This is a genomic window from Tenacibaculum sp. A30 (assembly GCF_051200845.1).
Classification (GTDB): Bacteria; Bacteroidota; Bacteroidia; order Flavobacteriales; family Flavobacteriaceae; genus Polaribacter.
Genome location: NZ_CP195160.1, coordinates 862,046 through 886,005 on the forward strand (window position 1 = coordinate 862,046; position 23,960 = coordinate 886,005).

Here is a 23,960-nt window from a genome sequence, read left to right on the forward strand (position 1 = left end):
TATTTAATTTCGTGTAATTACTTAGCTACGTTTACAGCTCTAGTTTCACGAATAACCGTAACTTTTACTTGACCTGGATACGTCATATCATTTTGAATTTTTTGAGAAATGTTAAATGATAATTCAGCTGCTTTGGTATCGTTTACTTTAGCACTTTCAACCATAACTCTTAACTCACGTCCTGCTTGAATAGCGTATGCTTTTTGTACTCCGTTAAATCCAAAAGCAATATCTTCTAAATCCTTTAAACGTTGAATGTACGAATCTAATACTTGACGACGTGCTCCTGGTCTTGCACCAGAAATAGCATCACACACCTGAACAATTGGAGATAACATACTCTTCATTTCAATTTCATCGTGGTGCGCTCCAATAGCGTTACATACATCAGGTTTTTCACCATACTTTTCAGCCCATTGCATTCCTAATAATGCGTGTGGTAATTCACTTTCTGTTTCTGGCACTTTACCAATATCATGTAATAATCCAGCACGCTTCGCTGCTTTAGCATTTAAGCCCATTTCTGCAGCCATAATACCACATAAATTAGCTACTTCACGCGAGTGTTGTAATAAGTTTTGACCGTACGAAGAACGATACTTCATACGTCCAACTGTTTTAATTAATTCAGGGTGTAAACCGTGAATTCCTAAATCGATAACCGTACGTTTACCTACTTCAATAATCTCTTGAGTTATTTGTTTTTCAGTCTTTTTAACAACCTCTTCAATTCTCGCAGGGTGAATTCTACCATCAGTTACTAATTTATGCATTGATAAACGAGCAATTTCTCTGCGAACAGGATCAAAACAAGATAAAATGATTGCTTCTGGAGTATCATCAACAATAATCTCAACACCTGTAGCTGCTTCTAATGCACGAATATTACGTCCTTCACGACCAATAATTCTACCTTTTACATCATCCGACTCTAAGTTAAATACCGACACACAGTTTTCTACTGCTTGCTCTACTCCAACTCGCTGAATTGTATTTAATACTACTTTACGAGCTTCTTGTTGTGCAGTCATTTTAGCTTCTTCAACCGTATCTTGAATAAAAGACATCGCATCAGCTTTTGCTTCATCTTTTAAAGAAGCTACTAATTCTGTTTTAGCTTCATCTGCAGATAAACCAGAAATTTGCTCAAGCATATCTACATGACGCTTGTGCATTTTTTCAACTTCGGATTCTTTTTTCTCTAAGAATTCAATTTTGTAGTCAAAATCAGCTTCTTTCTTTTCTAATTGCTTGTTAAGTTTTTTGGTTTTATCTAACTCTGAAGATAGTTGACTCTCTTTGTCTCTTATTCTCTTTTCTACATCAGAAACTTTTTTCTCTCTCGATAAGATTACTTTTTCATGTTCAGACTTTAACTCTATAAACTTTTCTTTGGCTTGTAAAATCTTATCTTTCTTTATCGCTTCGGCTTCAACTTTAGCTTCTTTTAAAATGCTATTTGCCTCTTTTTTTGTTTCTTGTATTAATTTATTCGCGTTAGATTTCTCTAACATCTTAGCAATAAAAAAACCTATTGCTACACCTATAATTCCTGCTAAAACAGGAAATAATATTCCCTCCATAATTGTGATTTGATTATATAAAAAAAGCCTACATTAATAGGGTTATCATAAACTCCAAAAAAACAAGTTTAGGATTAACTGGCTGATCAAGGATCCGAGGTGAAATCGGCGTGCTTTACTAACCATGACTCATCCTTTATAATTGAATAACGTTGAGTTTAACAAACGATGTACTAATGTAGGCAGTATGTTTAAATATTATATTTTAAAGAACGTATTATAAATGATTTTCTAGCAAGTTAGTCAATTCATTTATCTTTTCCAATACTTCGGTGTTTTCTTTAGTATTTTTTAACGATACTATTTCTGCTTTTGATGCAAATTGCAACGCGCACATTGCCAATACATCTTGTTTATCTGCTACCGCATAATTTTGTTCAAACTTAGCTATTAACTCGTTAATGTTTTTTGCCGCTTTTCGCATCCCTTCTTCTTCATTGGTATCATTAACACTCAACGGATACGTTCTTCCTGCAATAACTACATTAACTTTTATTTTTGCCATGTAAAGAACCTTTTTTATGTGTTCAAAAGAGAAATACATTTATCTATCTCTCGAACTAAAGTATTTATTTTGAGTTTTGTTTCTCTTGTATTTTCATTACTGCCTTCAATAGTTTTTGCAACTTTAAGCAAAGCATATTCTTTTTGCTGTTTTTCTAATTGCTTCTCTTTTTCTTGTAATAAAACTTGTAACTCCGCGTTATTCTGAAGTAATACTTGGTTTTCTTCTTTTAAAAATTCATAGTTAGCAAGTAAGTTCTTCAACTTATCTTCCAGTAAATGAATTGCTTCTAAAGGGTTACTCATTTATTTTTAGAGAATAAAACTATATTCACAAAGTTATTAATATAACTTATAATTAGCAACACTTTTAGTGTTTTTTACCAAAACACTGTTTATTAACCCTTTAACAACTTAGTATTATTTTACTATTTTTGTTTGAAAACGATTGTACTTTGAAGCTTTACTTTTCACTTATTTTATTACTATTTATCACAACTGTTAATGCACAGAAACAGTACCCTAAAAACTATTTTTCTAACCCTTTAAAAATTCCTGTGGTACTATCTGGTACTTTTGGTGAACTGCGCAGCAATCACTTTCATTCAGGCATCGATATTAAAACACAAGGTAAAGAAGGGATTCCTATTTATGCCCCTGCAGATGGTTATGTTTCTCGTATTAAAGTACAACAATATGGTTTTGGAAAAGCTTTGTACATTACACATCCTAACGGTTATACTACCGTATATGCGCATTTAAAATATTTTGAACCAAAAATTCAAAAATATGTGAAAGACATTCAGTATAAAAAAGAAAATTATAGTACTGGAAATCTTTTTCTTTCTGCTGATAAGTTTCCTGTAAAAAAAGGGCAGCTTGTAGGATATACTGGTGATACGGGAAGCTCTGGAGGTCCACATTTACATTATGAAATTAGAGATACCGAAACAGAAAACATTATCAACCCAATGCATTTTGGATTAACCGCGCATGATGACACCCCTCCTACCATACAAAAACTGATGGCTTATCCATTAAGTGATGATGCTCGAATTAATAATTCTTCGTTAGAATCTGTTATTTCTTTTAAAAACAATAGTAACGGTAATTATGTTGCTGAAAAAATTACAGCTAGCGGTACCATTGGTTTTGGAATTAGCGTTTTTGACCGACTTAATGGTGCTTTAAATAAAAACGGAATTTACAGCTTAGAAATGAACGTAAATGGTAAAAGAGTGTATTACCACGATGTTGAAACCTTTTCATTTGCTGAATCGAAGTATATTAATTTGTTAATTGACTATAAACACTACAAAAAATATAAAAATCGACTTCAAAAAACCCATAAAGTGGCCGCTAATAAATTGAGTTTATACGAAGATCTTATAAATAACGGTAAAATTCACATTGATGAAAATGCTAATTATAATATTGAAATTATAGCCAAAGATTTTGATAACAACACCTCTAAAATTAGGATTCCGGTACAAGGAGTAAAAAGTAATTTAGTTTTTAAAGAAAAAGACACAACTAATTACAAAATTACTGCTGCTGAGTTCAATAAATTTCATCAAAAAAATGTTACAGTAGCCTTTCCAAAAAACACATTTTATACCGATTGTTTCATCGACTTTAAGGTAGAAAACGGTACGGCTAAAATTCATGAACCTACCATTCCGCTTGATAAACGATATACTCTTACTTTTGAAACTTCTTTTTTAACCGAAGATCAAAAACAGCATGTGTACATTGCTAATGTTACCAATCCTAAATATCCTAGATATACTTCTACCAAGAAAAAAATAGACAAGGTGTACACTACCACTAAAGTTTTAGGTAGTTACGCTTTACGTTTTGACACTAAAAAACCAACTATTCAACTGTATAATTTTAGCAATAATCAGTGGATTTCTAAAAATAAGACCCTAAAAGTTAAAATTAAAGATGCTGAAACCGGTGTAAAAAACTACCGCGCTACTATTAATGGTCAATGGATTTTAATGGAATTAAACCACAAAAAAGGAATTTTAACCTATGATTTTAGTGATAAAAAATTAGAAGGAAGTAAACATCTTTTTAAAATTGTAGTTTCTGACAATGTTGGAAATACTGAAACTGTATCTGCTACTTTCTTTAAAAAAATAAACTAAACTCTTTAAAACAACGCATAAAAAAAGTGTCTCTTAATTATTGGGAAATAATGTATCTATAAAATGTTGTGTTTAAAAGGATGCAAGGTACATTATTAATGCCAAAACCAAGAGAATCTCTCTTAAATTAACTTAATTGATTCTTTCTTGTTAAACTTTTTAAACAGAAAATATACTGGTCTTATGGAAGTTTATAAACTTACCCTACTTTGTTTCTGTTAATTAGTTATTTTCGTATAGTGAATAATGAATTTATTTTCTTTCTGAACAAAAATGAATTGGATTATATTAATTATTGCTGGACTTTTTGAAGTCGCATTTGCCACTTGCCTAGGAAAAGCAAAAGAGGCCACAGGAACTGAAGCTACTTACTGGTATATCGGCTTTTTAGTTTGTTTATCAATAAGCATGTTACTTCTTATGAAAGCTACTCAAGAATTACCTATTGGAACGGCTTATGCTGTTTGGACAGGAATTGGTGCTGTGGGGACTGTGTTAATAGGTATTTTCGTTTTTAAAGAACCTGCTACCTTTTGGCGCTTGTTCTTTATCACAACATTAATCGTTTCAATAATAGGGCTTAAATTTGTTTCGAATTAATATTACATTATGAAAACAACACCAGAACACGACGAAAAAATAGCCAAAATAACCTTCTCTTCTGTATACCCTCATTACATTACAAAAGTTGAGAAAAAAGGCAGAACTAAAGAAGAACTACATCAAGTAATTGAATGGTTAACTGGTTTTAATATTGAAAAAGTAAACGAGCTAGTTGACAGAAAAGTTACTTTTAAAACTTTCTTTGAAGAAGCGACGCTCAACCCAAATTCTGATTTGATTACTGGTGTTATTTGTGGTTACAGAATTGAAGAAATAGAAACTCCGTTAACTAAACAAGTTCGTTATTTAGATAAACTAGTAGATGAATTAGCTAAGGGACGTAAAATGGAGAAAATTTTACGCACATAATATCACTATTTTCCACAAAAAAACTCCAAGCTTTCACTTGGAGTTTTCTATTTTATATATTTTTTACTTCGTTTTTCTAAACATTAACCAGAAACCGATTAACACTAACGGAATACTTAATACTTGACCTGTATTTAACGAGTTGAACACCCAATCTTCACGTCCTTCTACTTGTGCTTCTTTTAAGAACTCGATAAAGAAACGTAACGACCATAAAACGACCATAAACAACCCGAATAAGAACCCTGTTTGATTCTTTTTATCTGTTTTCCAGTAGAAATACCACAATGCAAAAAACAAAACTAAGTAGCTAAATGCTTCGTATAATTGGGTTGGATGACGTGGTACCGTTTCTCCTGCTAGTTTAAAAATTACTCCAAAACTACTCCCTGTAGGTTTTCCATAGATTTCTGAGTTGAAAAAGTTTCCGAAACGGATAAAAAATCCTGCTAAGGCCACCATAATTCCTAACCTATCTAAAATAAACAACCATGGTTTATTTAAGTGTTTTTTAGCGTAGAAATACATTGCTATTGGAATAGCAATCGCTGCTCCGTGACTTGCAAACCCTGTAAACCCTGTAAATTTCCATCCATCTAACAAACCAAATAAAGCAGAAGCTCCTTCTTGCTTTTTAATTGGTAAAATAATTTCTAGTAAGTGGTTTTGGTAATAATCCCAACTGTAAAAAAACACATCTCCTAAACGCATTCCTATTAACATAGAAACGAATACGTACATAAATAACGGATCTAATTTTTCTACAGGAATGTTATCGTTGATGTAAATCTTTTTCATTAATCGAAGTCCTAATACAAATGCTGCTACAAACATTAAGCTGTACCAACGAATACCAAAACCTCCAATGTTTATTAATTCTGGGTTCCAATCCCACACTATGGATAAAAAATTCATATTTCTAATTAAAAAATTAAAAGATTTAAAAATTGAAAAACAACATTACGGGAAATCTTTCAATTAATGAATCTTTACACTTATTATTTTGTCAAATTGAGTGCAAACCTTCACGAAGTTATTACTCTTAATGACGATTATTTTTTTCTTTTTTCTCTGGAACAGGATCATAACCACTACCGCCCCACGGATGACAACTAAAAATTCTTTTGAGTGCTAACCATCCACCATAAAACAATCCATGTTTTTGTAATGCTTCTATGGTGTAGCTTGAACAAGTAGGCGAATACCTACACGTAGCGGGTGTAAACGGTGAAATTGCAGTTTGATAAAATCGCACCAACAATATAAACGGGTATGCTATGATAGTTTTTAGTTCCAAATTTTGATTTTTAAGGCTTCTTCAATATTACTAAAGATTTCTCGACTGTACTCGAAATAACATCTTACTTCATTAACACATTTACTCATGATCGAATTAACTCATTAAATCATTGTTTCATTAAATCATTAGCTCATTGAGCTATTATTTAATTCACTGTAAACGTTGTTCCTTCTCTTCCGTCTTTTAATTGAATACCTAAAGCAAGTAGCTTATCACGAATTTCATCTGACAATGCCCAATCTTTGTTCTCGCGGGCTTCTTTACGCATGGTAATTAACATTTCTACCACACCGTCTAATTTATCAGAATTATTTCCTTCAGAAGTTTCATTTAACAATCCTAAAACATCATAAACAAATGCCTTGATGGTTTCTTTTAACATTGTTAAATCTTCCTCAGTTAAACTAGCATTTCCTTCTTTTATTTGATTGATAACCTTAACGGCTTCAAATAAATGAGAAATTAAAATAGGCGTGTTAAAATCATCATTCATAGCAGCATAACAATCCTCTTTCCATTGAGTAATATCAAATGTTGAAGTTGCGCCAGCAGTTATTTTATCTAAAGCATTTATCGCTTCCATTAATTTATTATACCCTTTTTCAGAAGCTAACAAGGCTTCTCCTGAAAAATCTAGGATACTACGATAATGTGCCTGCATAATAAAGAAACGTACCACACCTGCATTAAACGCCTTTGGTAAAATAGCGTTTGTTCCTGTTAAAATTTCATCAGGTAAAATATAGTTTCCTGTAGATTTTGCCATTTTCTGACCGTTTAACAGTAACATATTAGCGTGCATCCAATAATTAACAGGTTGTACTCCTGAGCAAGTATGCGATTGCGCAATTTCACATTCATGATGCGGGAATTTCAAATCCATTCCTCCACCATGAATATCAAATTGTTCTCCTAAATACTTGGTACTCATTACCGAACACTCTAAATGCCAACCAGGAAAACCATCACTCCAAGGAGAAGGCCAACGCATGATATGACGCTCATCTGCTTTTTTCCAAAGTGCAAAGTCTTGTGGATTTTTCTTGTCTGATTGTCCGTCTAAAACTCTTGTATTATGAATAGCATCTTCAATAGTACGCCCTGAAAGAATTCCGTAGTTATTCTTCTCATTATACTTTAACACATCGAAATACACCGATCCGTTTACTTCGTAAGCAAAACCTTTTTCCATGATTTCTTTAATCATTTCTATTTGCTCTACAATGTGTCCTGTTGCAGTTGGCTCTATACTCGGTGGTAAAAAATTGTATTTTGCGGCTACTGTATGAAAATCTACCGTGTAACGCTGAACCACTTCCATAGGTTCAATTTCTTCTAATCGCGCTTTTTTAGCAATTCTATCTTCACCTTCATCTGCATCATTTTCTAAGTGACCTGCATCGGTAATATTACGTACATAACGTACTTTATAGCCTAAGTGTAGTAAATAACGAAAAACCATATCAAACGACATAAAGGTTCTAATATTTCCTAAATGCACGTTGCTATAAACTGTTGGTCCACACACATACATTCCTACGCGCCCCTCAGTTACTGGTTTAAAAAGCTCTTTTGATTTGCTTAAAGAGTTATATATTTTAAGTTGATTTTCTTTGTATAATTCCATAGTAAAAGTGACTATTTACAAACGCTAAGATAGGCACTTTAAAAAGAATACAGAAATGGAATTTAGCAGTATTTTTGTTAAGGAAAAAGTAGTTTTATTTACATATATCTACTGTTTTTTCAGCTCTAGTTGACTGTATTTTCCTTTTATTTCTACTTTTTTATCATTTGATAAAATTGTAAAACTCCCATTAATCTCTTCTTTAGGTTTATGGATAGTAAATTTCATCGACGGCTCTGAAGCAAACTCAGGAGATTTCTTTCCTATATCATATATTAATTTCTTCTTAATTGACAATATATTTATATTTGCTTTAGATGAGTTTAGAAAAACTTTAAAAGTATTATAGTTAGGATGTATTTTTACAATTTCTAACTCTCCAAAATCACTATTAACTTTAACATCATTAAATACATTATTAAGTTTTACTTCAGAAGAATTGGAATTTACCGTTGCGTTAGTAACCGACGCTAATTGAGCATCGGTTACATTATTTAAAAACAACGTACAAGCGTTTAATGAATTAATAGTTACTGGCGAATAAGACACGGTTAATTTTCCGCCATCAATAGCATCTGCTTTAAAAGTTCCGTAACTTACTTTTCCTGAAGCCTTCGTTTTTGGTAGCGTAACTTTGCAGTGACGTGTATTCAAATCAAACGTTGCTGATTTTGGTACTTTTACCATAATTTTTTTGGTAACTTTTACTTTTTTACCATTTACCATAAAGTTGTTACTATCCGATGAAAAAGAATAGCCAACACGATTTTTATGCACTTCCTTTCTTGCTTTATGCATCTCTTCTCTAACCTTGTGCATTTCCTCTCTAACTATCGCCATCTCCTTTCGGATTTCTTCTCTATTAATTTTTCGAACCTCAGCTCTAGCTCTCGCCACTTCTCTTCTAAGTTCTTCTTGATTAATTCTTTCTACCTTAATCTTTTTTAATTCTTCTTGAATTTCTTTTTTTCTTTCTTCTTGGTGCTTTTTAAACTCTTTGTATTTAGCTGTTTTCTTGAATTCTTCCCATTCTTTTTTCGATTTAATCGTAATATCGTTTACACCATCTTTCCATTGAAAAAAGTAATTATCACCGTCTTTTGCATACTTATCAAAATCGAACTCTATATCTTCTAATCCCGTTACAATTTCTTCAAAATTAATTTCTGGAATTTCAATTTCCGGGATCTCTGGCATTTCTGGAATTCTTACTTCAGGAATTTCTGGTATCACTATAACTTCACTTTCTGTATCGTATTCAAATACTTTCGGGAAATTATTATCCGACGAATTAAAAAAGACAATATTCTCGCTTCCTACAGAACGAAAACTACTTCGGTTGGCATTAATTTGTACTTTACTTTTGTTTCCTAAAGCTTCAAATTTCCAATTGTCTAAATATTTTTGAGCCTCTTTTTTACCTAGCCCTTCAATCTCAACAATTGCTTCTACCGAAACTTCGTTTTTGTTCCATGTAGTTACATCTATTTCAGCGTTAGACGCATTTATAGCAACCACTACATCTTTATTGGTTTTAAAATTTTCACTAAACTTTTTATTGTACTGCTGTGCAGATACAACGCCAGTTATAAACAGTAAAAAAACACTGATTTTAAATTGTTTGAATGTCATTTTGAGTTGGATTTTTAAATTCTTGTAATTGTTTTTGCATACGTTTTAACAGCTGTAAACGCAGTTGCAGGTTTCCAATCAATGCATTGATAGTATCATCGTTAACTCCTTTTGTATTGAGCTCTTGAGTTAGCGATTTATATTCTTTGGTTAATTCACCTATTTTGGTTAAATAGCCATCAAAAAGTTCTTTATTAGCACTTGTTAATTCTAATTGACTTAACTCGTAATTAATAGTGTTTACATAGTAATCTTCCACCGTTTTTAATTCTGGTGAAATAGAACCTAAACTAATTTGAGTTCGATATTCTTCTGGAATATCAATAATGTCTGACTCTATATTATTTGTTGAATAAAATTTAATCCCTATGCTCACCAATAACATAATTGATGCAGCTACAAATAACCATTGATATGATTTTCTTGTTGATGGTTTTTCGTGCAATTCATCCATCAACTTTTGTTGAAAACGCTGTCTGTGATTTGTTGATAACTTCGTTGAGTTTTCAACCTCATTTTTTAGTATTTCTCTAAGATCTTTAGACATGATGTACTGCTTTTAATTGCTCTTGTACTTGTTTTTTTCCTCGTAATAAATGTGTTCTCGAACTCACTTCCGAAATTCCTAATATTTGTGAAATTTCTCCATGGTCATAACCCTCCAATAAGAACAGCGTCAACACTATTCTGTATTTTTCTTTTAATTGTTGAATACAGTTTACAATATCCTGATACGATATGGTCGATGCTACATTCCAATTATCATGATCATCATCTACCAATGTGGTAGTTTCTTCATTAATCGAAATCAATTCTAATTTTCTCTTTTTTAAATAATCAATACTTTGATTGATCACAATTCTTTTTAACCAAGCCCCAAACGATACTTCTTCTTTGTAAGCATCCATATTTTTAAACGCTTTTATAAACGCTTCTTGCATTACATCTTCCGCAGTAAATGAATCTTTCACGTACCGTAATGCCACTGTGTACATAGCATCACAATACAAATCATACAATTGCATTTGCGCTTTTGCATCATTATTTTTACAGGCATCTATAACCGGTTGATGTATCTGTTTGGCTGATTTCATTCTTGATTTCTTACCCTAAAGACGAGTCTTTTTATACTCCGTTGCATTTTCCTGCATTTTTATTTCTAAATTTACATTATTATTCTGTTTTAGCTATACAATGACCGATAAAAACAAATCTGCACTTACTGAAAAAGATGGGGTTTCACAACCTGAAACGACTAGCAAAGCTTCCGCAGAAAAAATAAAACGTAGCAGAAGAAAAAGCACCTCTACCGAAGAATTTGTAACCCAAATATTAGCAGGAAACATTCCTTTTTTAAGTAGAGCGATTACTTTGGTTGAAAGTACCAATCCAAAACACCAAGAACAAGCAAATGAAATTTTAGAAGCTTGTTTGCCACACGCCAATAAATCGGTACGAATTGGAATTACAGGAGTGCCTGGAGTAGGAAAAAGTACGTTTATCGAATCTTTCGGAAAACATTTGACTTCACTAGGTAAAAAAGTTGCGGTATTAGCAGTAGATCCAAGTAGCTCGGTACACAAAGGAAGTATTTTAGGAGATAAAACTCGTATGGAAGAATTGGTTACTGATGAAAATGCGTTTATCCGCCCTTCTCCTTCTGGGACTTCACTGGGTGGAGTAGCTCAAAAAACACGCGAAAGTATTATTTTATGTGAAGCAGCAGGATTTGATACCATTATTATAGAAACTGTAGGTGTTGGTCAATCAGAAACTGCGGTACATTCGATGACCGATTTCTTTTTATTGTTGAAGTTGGCAGGTGCTGGTGATGAATTACAAGGAATTAAACGCGGAATTATTGAAATGGCAGATGCGATTGTGATTAACAAAGCAGACAGCGGTAACGAAAAAAATGCGAAGATTGCCAAAGTGGAGTTTAACAGAGCCTTACATTTATATCCTCCTAAAGATAGTGGTTGGCAACCCAAAGTTTTGTTGGCAAGTGCACTTCATCATCAAGGAATTGATGCTATTCATACGATGATTGATGAATACATCACGCAGGCAAAAAACTCTGGCTATTTTCAACAAAAAAGAAACGAACAGAACAACTATTGGTTGTTAGAAACCATTAACCAACAATTAAAAAGTAATTTTTACAACAACCCAAAAATTAAAGAATTGTTACAACAAGAAGTTACCAAACTAGAAAACGGAAAAACCACACCGTTTACGGCTGCGAAACGATTGTTAGGTAACAAATAATTAAAAATATATGGAAGAGAACACACTTACTTGGAACGATTTTACAAAAGTAGAAATGCGTATTGGTACTATTATTTCTGCTGAAATTTTTAAAGAAGTTAAAAACCCTGCCTATAAAATGCAGGTAGATTTTGGCGACTACGGAATTAAAAAAACCTCAGCACAAATTACCAAACTATACCAACCCGAAGACTTGATAGGAAAACAAGTGGTAGCAGTCGTAAATTTCCCAAAAAAACAAATTGCCAATATGATGAGCGAATGCTTGGTATTAGGTGGCTTAGGTGATGATAAAGAGGTTACGCTTTTAACTGCCGAACGTGCTGTTAAAAACGGAACTAAGATTGGGTAAGGTTTAGTTTGATTCTTAAACTAATTTCTACTACCTTTCGCTAACGTTGAATATAAATTCATAAAAACAGATTTATATTCTTAAACTAATTGACTGTAATCTAAGGGACTCAATCCAAAAAAGTAAATTACTAAATGCTAATAAAAATTGTATCTGAATACATCAAGATTAACAAAGACTTTGTTGAAAAATATGGAAAAGAAAAAGGAGAGAGATTATTTAAAACTTTTAGTGATTTATTACAATTTAGTTTAAGGGTTAAAACAATACAAAATGAGTTGGACTTGTACGCAGACCTTTATCTTAAAAATATTTTTCCAACAACCGAAAATTACTACACTTCAAAATTTAAAAAACAATATACTGAAGGAGAAAAAGAACTTTTAAAAGAGATTAATAAAATACTTGAAAACCCAAAGTATAAATTATCAGACGAAATAACTTTATTATTTTATGTTGGACTTTATCATAAAATTGAGAATTATGAGGCTGAAATTTTAAACCACTTTAACACCATAAATAAAACAAACTTTAAGGATTTTAAAAAAATAGGAATTGACACTTATGGCAAAAAGAAATTATTTGAAGATAGAGATAGACTACGCTTAATCTCAAATTCAATTAAGCACAATCGTTTTTATCCAAAGAAGGAACTTTTAAAATATTATCCGAATCTTGATATAAATAAAAAAATATCTCTTTCCGATTTTAATCCTAAAGAAGATATTTATTTAGTCAAATCTTTAATAAGTTTCTTTAATTTATTAGTAACTATGAAAAGCGTTATAACTATAACTGAAAGTTTATTTGGAAAAAATATTGAATTAGAAAAAATATTTTTAGAATTAACAAAAGATATTAATCCAAAAGAAGAAAAGTTTAAACATTCTTATTTAAAAAATAACTACAGCTAACAAAGACGTGTATAGTTCATTACTTCTTAAATTCCCATCGAAATTTCCTAGCATTTTTTTCTCTGTTTGTTTCTTAATCTAAAAATCATTTGGGTTTTCACGCAACAAATCATAGATAAACATATTAACCAAACTTCAACAAAAACACATTTCAAAAAAATCTAATTAACGTATCTTGCAGTCTTATTAAAAGACACCTATAATGCAAGACAAAAACTTACATACTTATATAAAAAATGTTGTAGAAAATATGCCAGCAGATTGGTTAAACCTAACCACGCACCGTCTGGATATTTATGTAGAAAAACTAGCCAAAACTCAGTTTTTAGAGCAGTTTGAAGATTTGTATAAAAACAACAATGCTACTGCTTCAGCTTTAAGCGAGTTGCCTACTGCATACGATTATATTCGTTTAGGGCATCCGTTATCGTCTGTATTAGAGTGGACGATAGCCAAACTATACAACACAAAAGCAGCAAATGTAATTAGTTTTTCTTCACAAACAGTTCCTGTTTTGGCTGTGTTAAGAGCGAATTTGTTTGCTAATAAAAACACGCAAATAGTGTACACCAATGAAATCCCTAGCTTTTTTGATGCAGAGGTAATTAAAAATGTATACGGATATCAATTTGAATTAAAAAAGGTGGATAGTGTTGAAGCTATTCCTGAGTTTGATGGTAGCACAGTATTGATTGTTGAACAAGAAGCTATTTGCAACTTTACCATTGTACCAAACGTTGATTTCTACATCAACACACACCCAGAATTAGGAAGCCTATTATTGGTAAACGGTGAGCAAAACGATTCTTATATTTCAGACATTCAACATGTAAGAAGAAGAGAAACTATTGCCATGACTCCTGCTAATTCATTAAAAGCGTTAAAAAGTCTTATCGATGAGCCGTATGAGGTTACAGTAACTGACGTAGCACAAAACAAAGCAAAGGTTGAGAGACTCATCAATGAAATTACCAACACCAGCACAAAAGCGTTAGTAGCTTCAAGTGGACTTTCAATACAATATGCTATTTTAATGGGATTGATTGATGATGCTCTTGAAAACCATAAAGGGAAAGCTATTAAAATTGTAGTGCCTCCAAACTGTTATGGTGGTACAAACGACCAAGCAAGACGTGTTGCTGCTTGTTTAAACAACGTAGATATTGTTGATTTACCTGTTGATGGAGACAATGATATGGTAGAAAGTATCGATACCGTGTTAACCAACATTGCAGCACAAGATGCGATTCCGTATATCATTGCAGAAATTCCGACCAACCCAAGAGTAGAAGTACCAAACCTTACCGATTTAAGAGATGTTTTGAGTAAAAAACGTACGACTCCTACTGGTGAAACAGCGGTTGATCCTGTGTTTATTCTAGATCAAACTTTCTGTCCGAATGTTCACTTTTTAGGAGATACAGACATGTTAGCCAATATTAGAACTATTTCGTTTGCAAGTGGTTCTAAATTCCCTAGTGGTGGAAAATGTACTGCTGGATACTGTGTTGGAAATAAAACAACCAACGCGTTAATAGAAAAAATAGAAAAGCACTTACATATTTGCGATAACGAGGCTACACCGCTTCAATATGAAATATTGGCTGCACAAATGCCTTCGATGACGCAACGAATTAGTGACGCTTATAAGAATACTCGTGAATTTGTAAACTTTATTCATGAAGTGTTACCTGATGCTAAAATTAATTTTGTTTCAGAAGAATTAGCAGCACAAGGATTTACACCATCGGTATTTTCGTTAGACCTTCCTACCAAAGGAAATACTGCGGAAGAAAAAGAAGCGTATAAAAGAGCCTTAAACTTAAAGCTTATCAATTTAATGATTACTGAAATTCCGAATGAAAGTAAGTATTGTGTAAGCTACGGACAGTTAAAAGGTTGTTACTGGACAATTCCTGCAACCTCAACACAAGGAACTACCAAAGAAGGTGATAAAGATTATATTGCACGTGTAGCACTTTCTCCTAATATGGATTTAGAGCTTCATAAAAAAGTTTTCTTAGACTTTGTAAAAGGTATTTAAGAACTACAAAACGTCATTTCGACTATATGAGTGACTCCTATTTTAAAGATTTCTCCTTTCGTTACACTTCAGTTCGAAATGACAAAATAAAAACGTCATTTCGACCGGAGGGAGAAATCTTAACGATAGGAGTTACTATCCTTAGTAAGATTTCTCGTTATCACTCGAAATGACGTTTATTAATTACTTGTATTCTAACATCTCTCTAAAACCTCCAACACACTATACGCGTTACCTTGTTTCCTTGGTGCATAGGAATTACTTTAAATTCTTTAACTCCTAATTTCTTACCTGAGTTCTGTAAACTTTCTACGTTTTCTTTTTTAGAAACCAAACTCGTAAACCATTTACTTACTTTCGGAAACTTAGAACTCTCATATAAATAGGTATGCAAAAAAGCTTTCTCTCCACCTATATACCATAACTCATTAGAATTTCCTGCAAAATTACGTACCGCATTGTTCCCTAAGTTTCTCGATTTTCTTCGGTTGGCTCCTCTCGCCTCTTCTGCTGATTTATAAAATGGCGGATTACACATCGTTACCGTAAATGCATCACCTTCTTCTATAATTCCTTCTAAGATATGTTCTTCTTTAAACTGTTGTCTTAATTCAACCTTATCAGTAAAACTATTATCATCTATAATATCTTGAGCATAATCTAACGAGTCTAAATCGATATCGGTCGCTACAAAATTCCAATCGTATACTGCAATTCCCAACAAAGGATAAATACAACTTGCCCCTGTACCAATATCTAACACCGTTACATTTTCTTCATCTGCAACTAAATCAGCTAAATGATGGATATAATCTACTCTTCCTGGTATTGGCGGACATAAATTCTCATCAGAAAAATCCCAATGTTTAATATTATAATGAGCTGCTAATAATGCCTTATTAAATTCTTTTACAGCTATTGGGTCAGAAAAATCAATAGTCTCTTTCTCAAATTTCTCAATGATAAATTCAGAGAGTTTCGGATACTTTTCTACTAGTAATTTGAAATCGTATCCTTGATTATGTATGTTTTTTGGATGTAATCCTTTTTTTGTGCTCATTAAAGTGTAATAAGGGTAAACTCTAGTTGTAACGGGTGTAAGTTTTCTTTTAGAATTGTAATGAAGTCTGCTCCATACTCTAAATAGAACTCTGAAAAATTACGTTGACGCTCTTCTAAACTTTGATTAGGTAATAATTCGTTTTGCAAAGCTGTAATTCTCTCTACCAAATCTTGCTGCCTGCGTTTTTCTGCTCGCAACCATCTTTTTTCAAGGTTTTCTAATCCTTTTGTCTGCTTTTTTTCTTGCGCATTTACAGCTCCAACAAACGAAACATCTGTTTTTTCTGCAAGTTCTCTTAACGTTACAAATTGCTCTTGCAAAAACTGTTTTTGATTGGTAAAATCTACTTTAGTTTCAGAGTTTTCCAATACTTTTTGCTCTATTAAGTTGTTCTGTTTGATAAAAATATCTTCTATAGACAACTCTAAATTTCCTAGTTTCTTGGCTTGCTTTTCTGAAACTACTTGTACTGAATTACGTAACAATAAAATAGGAAAAGGAATATCAACCGATTCAAACATACTTTTCAGCTCCAGCCAATAGGCTAACTCTCCTCCACCACCAATGTAACATAGGTTTGGTAAGATTACCTCTTGGTATAATGGACGTAAAATTACATTAGGTGAAAATCGCTCAGGAAACTCGTTTACTTCTGCTAGCAAACCTTCCAAACTCCATGAAATATCTGTGCTATTTACCTTGTAAACTCCATCTTCTAAAATAATACGTTCACGAAGAGAATCTCCTAAATAAAACAAGTTAATCTCTCTAGGGTTTACCTGAATTTTATAGTCGTTTTCTAGGCTTGAAATCGTTTCAGAAACCTTGGTATATGAAAATTGTTCCGTTAGTTCTTTAGTAATATACGGAACAAACTCTTTCTTTAACTTAGCATCATCTCCATCAACAATCACCAAACCATACTCTCCAAACAATTCATTGGCTATGTATCGGGTTGCAGCGGTTAAATTAGTATGCTCTATATAGGCTTTCTTGAAAAGTTGCGCTAAATATTGTGCATTTTTCGATGTTCCTAAATGTTCTGAAAACACTTCTAATACGTGATCTAAACCTTCTGTAGAAAAACGTCCTACAGCCCCGGTTTGATGTGAATTCCATTGTACTTTCTTTCCATCAAAATTAAAAAAGTTGATTTCTTCAAAGTCATGATCTTCAGATGCCATCCAATATACAGGTACAAAATTTTCTTCAGGAAACTGTGTACGTAATTCTTCACACAAGTTGATTGCTGACACAATTTTGTATAAAAAATATAACGGACCTGTAAACAAGTTTAATTGATGTCCTGTAGTAATCGTAAAAGTGTTTTCTAACGCTAACGCTTCTATATTTTGCTGAGTAGCTTCTGAAACCTTACTGCTTTTATATTGCTCTTTTAAAACACTTACTAGAGTTTGCCTGTGTGATACAGAAAAGCTACGTTTTTGATTTAACTGCTTTTTAAAACCTTCTATATTTGAGAAATTACCGTAAAACGGTTGTGTTTTGGGAGATTCTTCTAAATAATCTAGCATTGTTTTAGAGAAAAACCCTGTATTTTTAAAAGGGATATTCGTTACCTTCATTACTTATTCTTTCTTTGAAACAATGTATAAACATATGGACGCTCGCCTCCATACGGATTTATAAATGTGTGATTAAACGTTTTAACTAACTCAAAATCTTTTCCTAATTTTTCTTGCAACATTTCAGCATCGTATCGCTGTAAAGGCAGTCCACAACATTTTTCAGCTCCATCCAATGCAAAGACAGCTATAATTACAAATCCACTCGCTTTCACTACTTTTTTTAATAAATTAAAATAAGCGTCTTGCTCTTCTTCCTTTAAAAAGAAATGTAGCACAGCTCTATCATTCCAAACAGCTACTTCTTCTAACCCTTGAAGTTGTGTCGGATTGACAATATCATCAGCAATAAAACTAACTTTCGAAGCATTTTCTCCTAACCGATTTTTCACATCGTTTAGTGCTCTTTCCGATAAATCGTTAGCTATTAATTGGGAGTATCCTTTGTTGACTAATTCATCAATCAACATTGATGACCCAACACCTACATTTAAAATTTTGGCATCTTTAGCAACACCTGATTTCTCTAGTAATCCAATGGTTTCTTTCGAATTTTCTTCGAACCAACCCAGTTTTTCAGTAGGATTTTTTTTATACGCAGTTTCCCAGTGTTCTTTTAATAAATTTTCTGGAAGTGTACATTCACTCTCTTTTGTAGTCATAGTTCAAAAATAGGAAATTTTTACTCCTTTGTCGAAAAAGAAACTTGTATCTAACAGATTTTTAACTACATTCTTTTTTAAACCATCAATTTGGCTATTTTTACAATTGGTAAAACACTAATATGCAGTTTAAACACCCAGAAATTTTATACTTTTTAGCTTTTTTGCTCATTCCTATTTTGGTGCATTTGTTCCAATTACAGCGATTTGTAAAAGTTCCGTTTACCAATGTAGCTTTTTTACAAAAGTTAGTGTTGCAAACTCGTAAAAGCTCTCGTATAAAAAAATGGTTGATTTTAGCTACACGATTACTATTACTTACTGCTTTAATTTTTGCGTTTGCCCAACCTTATTTTAGCAATCATAAAGCAAATGAAAAGCAAAACTTTTTTATTTTTTTAGATAATTCATTAAGTACCTCAGCTGTCGGTGAAAAAGGAAATTTACTTCAAATAGCTTCGCAAGAAATCATTGAAAACTTATCAGGTAAAGCCAACTACTCGTTAGCTACTCAAGATAATTTTTATAAAAACAAAACAGCTTCTGAACTTAAAGACATTTTGTTAAAAGTTAGCAATACTGCTAAAAACACGAATTTGAAAGATGTCTTGTTAAAAGCGGCAAATGAAAACACTTCAAACAACACCAAAAACATCCTAATTTCTGATTTCCAAAACACTCAAAAAAAAGACATTAACAATCTTCCTATAAACACGTCTTTGGTTAAAGTAAGTCCTGAACAAAAAAGCAATATTTCTATTGATAGTGTTTTTGTTAACGACAATGGTTCTTCAAACTTCAATATTCACATCACTGTTAGAAATCAAGGAGGTGCCAAAAAAGACATTCCGATTGCTCTTTATAACGCCGACAAACTCATTAACAAACAAACTTTTTCAGTAGAAGAAAACAACACTACACAAATCACTTTTTCTATTGTAAAAACACCTATTTTCTTAGGAAAAATTGATCTTAATTTTAAAGACACCTATAGCTTCGACAATTCATTCTACTTTACCATCAACACCAACGAAAAAATTAATGTGTTAAGCGTAGGAGAATCGGGCGATTTTCTGAGTAGAATTTACACGAAAGAGGAATTTAACTTTACTGCTTCTTCGTTGCAAAATGTGAATTATAATGAAATTCCGAAGCAACATCTGGTAATTTTAAATGCATTGGAAAATATTCCGCAAACACTTATCAATAGCTTAGAATCTTATGTAGAAAATGGAGGAAATATTGTTGCAATCCCGAATAAAAACACAAACATTACTTCGTACAATAATTTATTCAACAAGTTGAATATCGGAAGGCTACTTTCACAAAAAAATGACAGTTTAAAAATTACGGATATTAATTACAATCATCCTCTTTTAAAAAATGTGTTTGAAAAAAAGGTTACCAATTTTCAATATCCGTTTGTAAAAACATCATTCAGTTCTACTTTTAAAAATGCTTCTAACCTTGTTTCTTTTGAAAACAGACAAGGTTTTATTCAGCAAATACGTTTACCGAAAGCTTCTTTGTATTGGGTAGCAGCTCCACTTCAAAAAGGAAATAGCAATTTCACCAATTCTCCGTTGATTGTTCCTGTTTTTTATAACATCGGAAAACAGAGTTTACAACTTTCTGAATTGTATTATACCATCGACAGACAAAACACGATCGATATTGATAAACATTTAGGAAAAGACGAAATTTTAACCATTACTTCCAACACTAGTTCGTTCATTCCGTTACAACAAACTTTTCAAAATAAAGTACGAATTACTACTAATGATCAACCTTTAGTTGCTGGATTTTATCAAATTAAACAACAAAATAACCTGATAAAAAATTGTGCTTTCAACTATCCAAAAAGTGAAAGTTCATTAGATTTTTTAACACTTTCAGGGATTGATAACACTACTATTTCTACTTCAGTTAAAGACACTTTAGAAAATATTAATAATGAAAATAAAATTCAATGGCTTTGGAAATGGTTTTTGGCACTAGCTATTGTATCTTTGCTGTTAGAAATTTTGATTTTAAAATTCTTTAAACCATGACAACGCTGCTTAAATCGGCAACAATTATAGATGCTTCTAGCCCATATCACAAGCAAACCAAAGATATTTTAATTACTGACGGAATTATCACTACAATTGATGATGCTATCGAACCAAAAGAAGACTGTCAAGTTGTAGAACTCGATAATTTACACGTTTCAACTGGATGGTTTGATACTAGTGTGTCTTTTGGTGAACCAGGGTATGAAGAACGCGAAACTTTACAACACGGTGTGCAAGTAGCTGCTAAAAGCGGATTTACCGATGTAGCCATCAACCCGAATACCTACCCTATAGTTGACAATAAATCGGCTGTTGAGTTTTTAATTAATAAAGTAAACGGAGCTGCTACCAGCATTCACCCTATCGGAGCTTTAACACAGCAAAGTAAAGGTATTGAAATGTCAGAAATGTACGACATGCAGCAATCAGGCGCTATTGCTTTTGGAGATTATAACAAGTCTGTTAGCAATGATAATTTGTTAAAAATTGCGTTGCTGTACGCTCAAAATTTTGACGGATTGGTTTTAAGCTTTCCAAAAAATAATTTAATTGCTGGTGAAGGTGTTGCAAATGAAGGTAAGAACAGTACTCTTTTAGGGTTGAAGGGAATTCCTGCTTTGGCAGAAGAAATTCAAATTGCTCGTGATTTATTTTTGTTAGAATATACTGGAGGAAAACTACACATACCTACAATTTCTACCGCTAAATCTGTTCAACTGATTAAAGAAGCAAAAGAAAAAGGATTAGATGTAACGTGTAGCGTTGCGGTTCATAATTTATTTTTAACCGACGATGAGTTGCATGGTTTTGACGCGAATAAAAAAGTAACCCCACCTCTACGTACCGAAGAAGATAGAATAGCTTTACTACAAGGAATAAAAGACGGTATTATTGATATAATTACTACCGATCATAATCCGATTGACGTAGAGCATAAAAAAGTAGAGTATTCTACTGCAAAAGACGGAACTGTTGGTTTAGAAAGTGCTTTCGGAGCATTAAATACCGTGTTAGATATTGAAACAATTGTAAAATGTTTATCTGACAATCCTAGAAAGCGCTTCGGAGTTGATTCTGTTACTATTAAAGAGAATGAAAAAGTAACTTTATCTATATTCAATCCTAGCGGAGAATACACTTTTTCTGAAGAAAATATTATTTCTACCTCTAAAAACAGTATCTTTTTAGAGAAAAAATTAAAAGGTAAAGCCTACGGAGTTTTTTCTAAAAATCAACTAATTTTAAATTCATAAAATTATGGAAAACCTAACAGTGAACGAAGGAAAAACCGCAGCGATTATCAGTCATTTTACAGTAATAGGACTTATTGTTGCTTTTGTTTTAAACATGAACAATAAAAATGCGTTTGCTAGTTTTTATATCAGACAAATGCTAGGACTAAACATATTATACATGGCAAATATCTGGATTGTATATAGATACTTAGGAAACATAACAGGTTGGGCTGTAGGATTATTTTTGTTTGCTTTTTGGATAATTAGCCTTTTAGCTGTTTTAAAGGGAGAAAAAAAGCTAATTCCTGTGGTAGGAGAACAATTTCAAAACTTGTTTAAAGGAATATAAGAACATGAGTTTACAATATATTGTAAGAAAGCCTAAAACTTCAACTTCTAATCCGCCTCTATTAATTTTATTACACGGATACGGAAGCAATGAAGAAGATTTATTTTCATTTGCAGAAGAATTACCTGACGATTTATTAATAGTAAGCGCTAGAGCTCCACATGATATGGGCTATGGAGGTTATGCTTGGTACGCTATCAACTTCGATGCTATTAACGGAAAGTTTTCAGATTTAATTCAAGCTGATGAATCAATAGATAAAATTGCTATATTTATTGATGAAATCAAAGAAAAATATAATACCAATCCTGACAAAACCTTCTTATTAGGATTTAGCCAAGGAGCTATTTTGAGTTATGCGCTAAGTTTTAAATACCCTAACAAAGTACAACATATAGTTGCTTTAAGCGGCTATATTAACGAAGAGTTATTACCTACTGAAATAGACAACTCTATTACAACAGATTATTATATTTCTCATGGAACGGTTGACCAAGTGCTTCCTGTAGATTGGGCTAGAAAAGCGCCTATTCTACTAGAAAACTTTAATTTAGAAAACGAATATTCTGAATATCCAGTCGGACATGGAGTTGCTCCCCAAAACTTTTATAGTTTCAAAAACTGGATAGAAGAAAGGCTATAACTTTAACAGTTAATTAAAGTAAAATTAAATATTTTTGTATCTAAAAAATAGCATGAACAATATATTTAATCAAGACATACTTTACTACTGGAGTGCTCCTTTTTTCATCTCAGTAATTTTACTTGAAATGTTCTTTAGCTATCGAGCTAAAGCCAAAAACTATGAGTTTAAAGATACAGCGACCAATGTTTACTTTGCCTTAATTAACTTTAGTCTAGATTTGCTTATGAAGGTTACTTCGTTTGCTATTATGGGCTTTTGTTATCAATACAGAATTATTGATTGGGAAGGAAACATGTCATGGGCATATTGGTTATTAGCTTTTATTGGTCAAGACTTTTTGTATTACATTCATCATTATGTAGATCATCATTCAAGATTTTTTTGGGCTGTACATGTAACGCACCACAACTCTGAATTTTATAATATTTCAACAGGTTTTAGATCTCCTGTTTTACAACCTTTGTTTAGGTACATGTTCTTTTTACCATTAGCTTTCTTAGGTGTTATGCCGCTGCATATTATGTTTGCTTACGCCATGAATCAAAACTACGGTACTTTATGTCACACCAATTTTATTAAAAGTAAACTAGGTTGGTGGGGCTATATTTTTGTTACTCCTTCTCACCATAGAGTCCATCATGCTTCAAATACCAAATATTTAGATAAGAATATGGGAATGGTATTGATTATTTGGGATCGTATTTTTGGCACTTTTCAAGCTGAAGAAGAGGAAACTGAATACGAAAAGTTACGTTACGGGTTAACAAAACCTTTAGAGAATAAAGGGCCTATCAATATTATTTTTCATGAGTGGAAAGAAATTTTTAACGACTTCTTTAAACGAAAAAGAAACTTACCTTTAACTACACGATTAAAATATGTGTTTATGCCTCCTGGTTGGAGTCATGACGGAAGTTCTAAAACAAGTAAAGAATTACAACAAGAACTAAAAAACACGCCTCTAGAAGTACGTTTAGAAAAAATAAAAGTCGAGTAATTTACTCGACTTTTATTTT

24 protein-coding genes and 1 other RNA gene are annotated in these 23,960 nt (G+C 32.3%); 12 read left to right on the forward strand and 13 right to left on the reverse strand.

Annotation, left to right across the window (positions count from 1 at the left end):
- Positions 1-17: 17 nt before the first annotated feature.
- The 4 genes from rny to ACR9ES_RS04050 form a co-directional block, all read right to left on the reverse strand.
- Positions 18-1,583 (reverse strand): ribonuclease Y, encoded by a 1,566-nt coding sequence (gene rny / locus ACR9ES_RS04035; RefSeq protein WP_435255200.1) that lies wholly within the window; start codon positions 1,581-1,583, stop codon positions 18-20.
- Between the two features lie 49 nt (positions 1,584-1,632).
- Positions 1,633-1,741, reverse strand: a non-coding RNA gene (ssrS, locus tag ACR9ES_RS04040) — 6S RNA.
- Between the two features lie 59 nt (positions 1,742-1,800).
- Complete coding sequence (locus tag ACR9ES_RS04045) at positions 1,801-2,088, reverse strand: cell division protein ZapA (protein ID WP_274633963.1); 288 nt, start codon at positions 2,086-2,088, stop codon at positions 1,801-1,803.
- Positions 2,089-2,102: 14 nt separating this feature from the next.
- On the reverse strand, positions 2,103-2,393 hold the full coding sequence (locus tag ACR9ES_RS04050; RefSeq protein ID WP_274633962.1) for a hypothetical protein: 291 nt from the start codon (positions 2,391-2,393) through the stop codon (positions 2,103-2,105).
- Between the two features lie 149 nt (positions 2,394-2,542).
- On the opposite strand from ACR9ES_RS04050, the gene ACR9ES_RS04055 reads away from it, so the two are divergent.
- The 3 genes from ACR9ES_RS04055 (at position 2,543) to ACR9ES_RS04065 (ending at position 5,212) form a co-directional block, all read left to right on the forward strand.
- Positions 2,543-4,240: a M23 family metallopeptidase gene (locus ACR9ES_RS04055; protein ID WP_435255201.1), complete on the forward strand. Its 1,698-nt coding sequence runs from the start codon at positions 2,543-2,545 to the stop codon at positions 4,238-4,240.
- 273 nt (positions 4,241-4,513) lie between these two features.
- Positions 4,514-4,840, forward strand: coding sequence for a DMT family transporter (locus tag ACR9ES_RS04060; RefSeq protein ID WP_435255202.1), 327 nt, complete (start codon positions 4,514-4,516; stop codon positions 4,838-4,840).
- A gap of 9 nt (positions 4,841-4,849) precedes the next feature.
- Positions 4,850-5,212 (forward strand): DUF2200 domain-containing protein, encoded by a 363-nt coding sequence (locus ACR9ES_RS04065; protein WP_435255203.1) that lies wholly within the window; start codon positions 4,850-4,852, stop codon positions 5,210-5,212.
- A gap of 63 nt (positions 5,213-5,275) precedes the next feature.
- Here ACR9ES_RS04065 and lgt read toward each other — a convergent pair whose 3' ends face one another.
- The 6 genes from lgt to ACR9ES_RS04095 form a co-directional block, all read right to left on the reverse strand.
- Positions 5,276-6,127, reverse strand: coding sequence for a prolipoprotein diacylglyceryl transferase (gene lgt / locus ACR9ES_RS04070; RefSeq protein WP_299001312.1), 852 nt, complete (start codon positions 6,125-6,127; stop codon positions 5,276-5,278).
- Between the two features lie 127 nt (positions 6,128-6,254).
- Positions 6,255-6,509: a membrane protein insertion efficiency factor YidD gene (gene yidD / locus ACR9ES_RS04075; protein ID WP_435255204.1), complete on the reverse strand. Its 255-nt coding sequence runs from the start codon at positions 6,507-6,509 to the stop codon at positions 6,255-6,257.
- A 148-nt stretch (positions 6,510-6,657) separates the two neighbouring features.
- Positions 6,658-8,139, reverse strand: coding sequence for a cysteine--tRNA ligase (gene cysS, locus ACR9ES_RS04080; RefSeq protein WP_274633957.1), 1,482 nt, complete (start codon positions 8,137-8,139; stop codon positions 6,658-6,660).
- Between the two features lie 108 nt (positions 8,140-8,247).
- Positions 8,248-9,771, reverse strand: a complete 1,524-nt coding sequence (locus ACR9ES_RS04085) for a hypothetical protein (protein WP_435255205.1) — start codon at positions 9,769-9,771, stop codon at positions 8,248-8,250.
- The gene (locus ACR9ES_RS04090) at positions 9,752-10,318 is read right to left on the reverse strand and encodes a hypothetical protein (protein ID WP_435255206.1); all 567 of its coding nucleotides are present in this window, start codon (positions 10,316-10,318) and stop codon (positions 9,752-9,754) included. The genes ACR9ES_RS04085 and ACR9ES_RS04090 overlap by 20 nt, the downstream gene beginning before the upstream one ends.
- Positions 10,311-10,865: an RNA polymerase sigma factor gene (locus ACR9ES_RS04095; protein ID WP_435255207.1), complete on the reverse strand. Its 555-nt coding sequence runs from the start codon at positions 10,863-10,865 to the stop codon at positions 10,311-10,313. Before ACR9ES_RS04095 ends, ACR9ES_RS04090 begins: the two co-directional genes overlap by 8 nt.
- Before the next feature lie 100 nt (positions 10,866-10,965).
- Here ACR9ES_RS04095 and meaB point away from each other — a divergent pair, with 100 nt between their 5' ends.
- The 4 genes from meaB to ACR9ES_RS04115 all read left to right on the forward strand — a co-directional run bounded on the left by meaB (position 10,966) and on the right by ACR9ES_RS04115 (position 15,349).
- Entirely contained in the window at positions 10,966-12,039 is a 1,074-nt protein-coding gene (gene meaB, locus ACR9ES_RS04100) for a methylmalonyl Co-A mutase-associated GTPase MeaB (protein WP_435255208.1), read from the forward strand.
- A gap of 10 nt (positions 12,040-12,049) precedes the next feature.
- Positions 12,050-12,391 (forward strand): tRNA-binding protein, encoded by a 342-nt coding sequence (locus tag ACR9ES_RS04105; RefSeq protein ID WP_435255209.1) that lies wholly within the window; start codon positions 12,050-12,052, stop codon positions 12,389-12,391.
- A gap of 134 nt (positions 12,392-12,525) precedes the next feature.
- Positions 12,526-13,305, forward strand: coding sequence for a hypothetical protein (locus ACR9ES_RS04110; RefSeq protein WP_435255210.1), 780 nt, complete (start codon positions 12,526-12,528; stop codon positions 13,303-13,305).
- Between the two features lie 202 nt (positions 13,306-13,507).
- Entirely contained in the window at positions 13,508-15,349 is a 1,842-nt protein-coding gene (locus ACR9ES_RS04115; RefSeq protein ID WP_435255211.1) for a cystathionine beta-synthase, read from the forward strand.
- Positions 15,350-15,554: 205 nt separating this feature from the next.
- Here the strand turns inward: ACR9ES_RS04115 and rlmF are convergent, their stop codons facing one another.
- From rlmF to ACR9ES_RS04130, 3 genes are read right to left on the reverse strand one after another with little or no spacing between them, the layout of a single operon-like run.
- Positions 15,555-16,409: a 23S rRNA (adenine(1618)-N(6))-methyltransferase RlmF gene (gene rlmF / locus ACR9ES_RS04120; RefSeq protein ID WP_435255212.1), complete on the reverse strand. Its 855-nt coding sequence runs from the start codon at positions 16,407-16,409 to the stop codon at positions 15,555-15,557.
- Entirely contained in the window at positions 16,409-17,998 is a 1,590-nt protein-coding gene (bshC, locus tag ACR9ES_RS04125; RefSeq protein WP_435255213.1) for a bacillithiol biosynthesis cysteine-adding enzyme BshC, read from the reverse strand. Before bshC ends, rlmF begins: the two co-directional genes overlap by 1 nt.
- Complete coding sequence (locus ACR9ES_RS04130) at positions 17,998-18,660, reverse strand: class I SAM-dependent methyltransferase (RefSeq protein ID WP_435255214.1); 663 nt, start codon at positions 18,658-18,660, stop codon at positions 17,998-18,000. Before ACR9ES_RS04130 ends, bshC begins: the two co-directional genes overlap by 1 nt.
- Positions 18,661-18,782: 122 nt before the next feature.
- On the opposite strand from ACR9ES_RS04130, the gene ACR9ES_RS04135 reads away from it, so the two are divergent.
- The 5 genes from ACR9ES_RS04135 to ACR9ES_RS04155 are packed head-to-tail and all read left to right on the forward strand — an operon-like array spanning position 18,783 to position 23,941.
- The gene (locus ACR9ES_RS04135; protein WP_435255215.1) at positions 18,783-20,711 is read left to right on the forward strand and encodes a BatA domain-containing protein; all 1,929 of its coding nucleotides are present in this window, start codon (positions 18,783-18,785) and stop codon (positions 20,709-20,711) included.
- Positions 20,708-21,967, forward strand: a complete 1,260-nt coding sequence (locus ACR9ES_RS04140) for a dihydroorotase (RefSeq protein WP_435255216.1) — start codon at positions 20,708-20,710, stop codon at positions 21,965-21,967. The genes ACR9ES_RS04135 and ACR9ES_RS04140 overlap by 4 nt, the downstream gene beginning before the upstream one ends.
- A gap of 4 nt (positions 21,968-21,971) precedes the next feature.
- Positions 21,972-22,298, forward strand: coding sequence for a hypothetical protein (locus tag ACR9ES_RS04145; protein ID WP_274634604.1), 327 nt, complete (start codon positions 21,972-21,974; stop codon positions 22,296-22,298).
- 4 nt (positions 22,299-22,302) lie between these two features.
- Positions 22,303-22,941: an alpha/beta hydrolase gene (locus ACR9ES_RS04150; RefSeq protein WP_274634603.1), complete on the forward strand. Its 639-nt coding sequence runs from the start codon at positions 22,303-22,305 to the stop codon at positions 22,939-22,941.
- A gap of 52 nt (positions 22,942-22,993) precedes the next feature.
- Positions 22,994-23,941, forward strand: coding sequence for a sterol desaturase family protein (locus tag ACR9ES_RS04155; RefSeq protein ID WP_274634602.1), 948 nt, complete (start codon positions 22,994-22,996; stop codon positions 23,939-23,941).
- Positions 23,942-23,960: the final 19 nt, after the last annotated feature.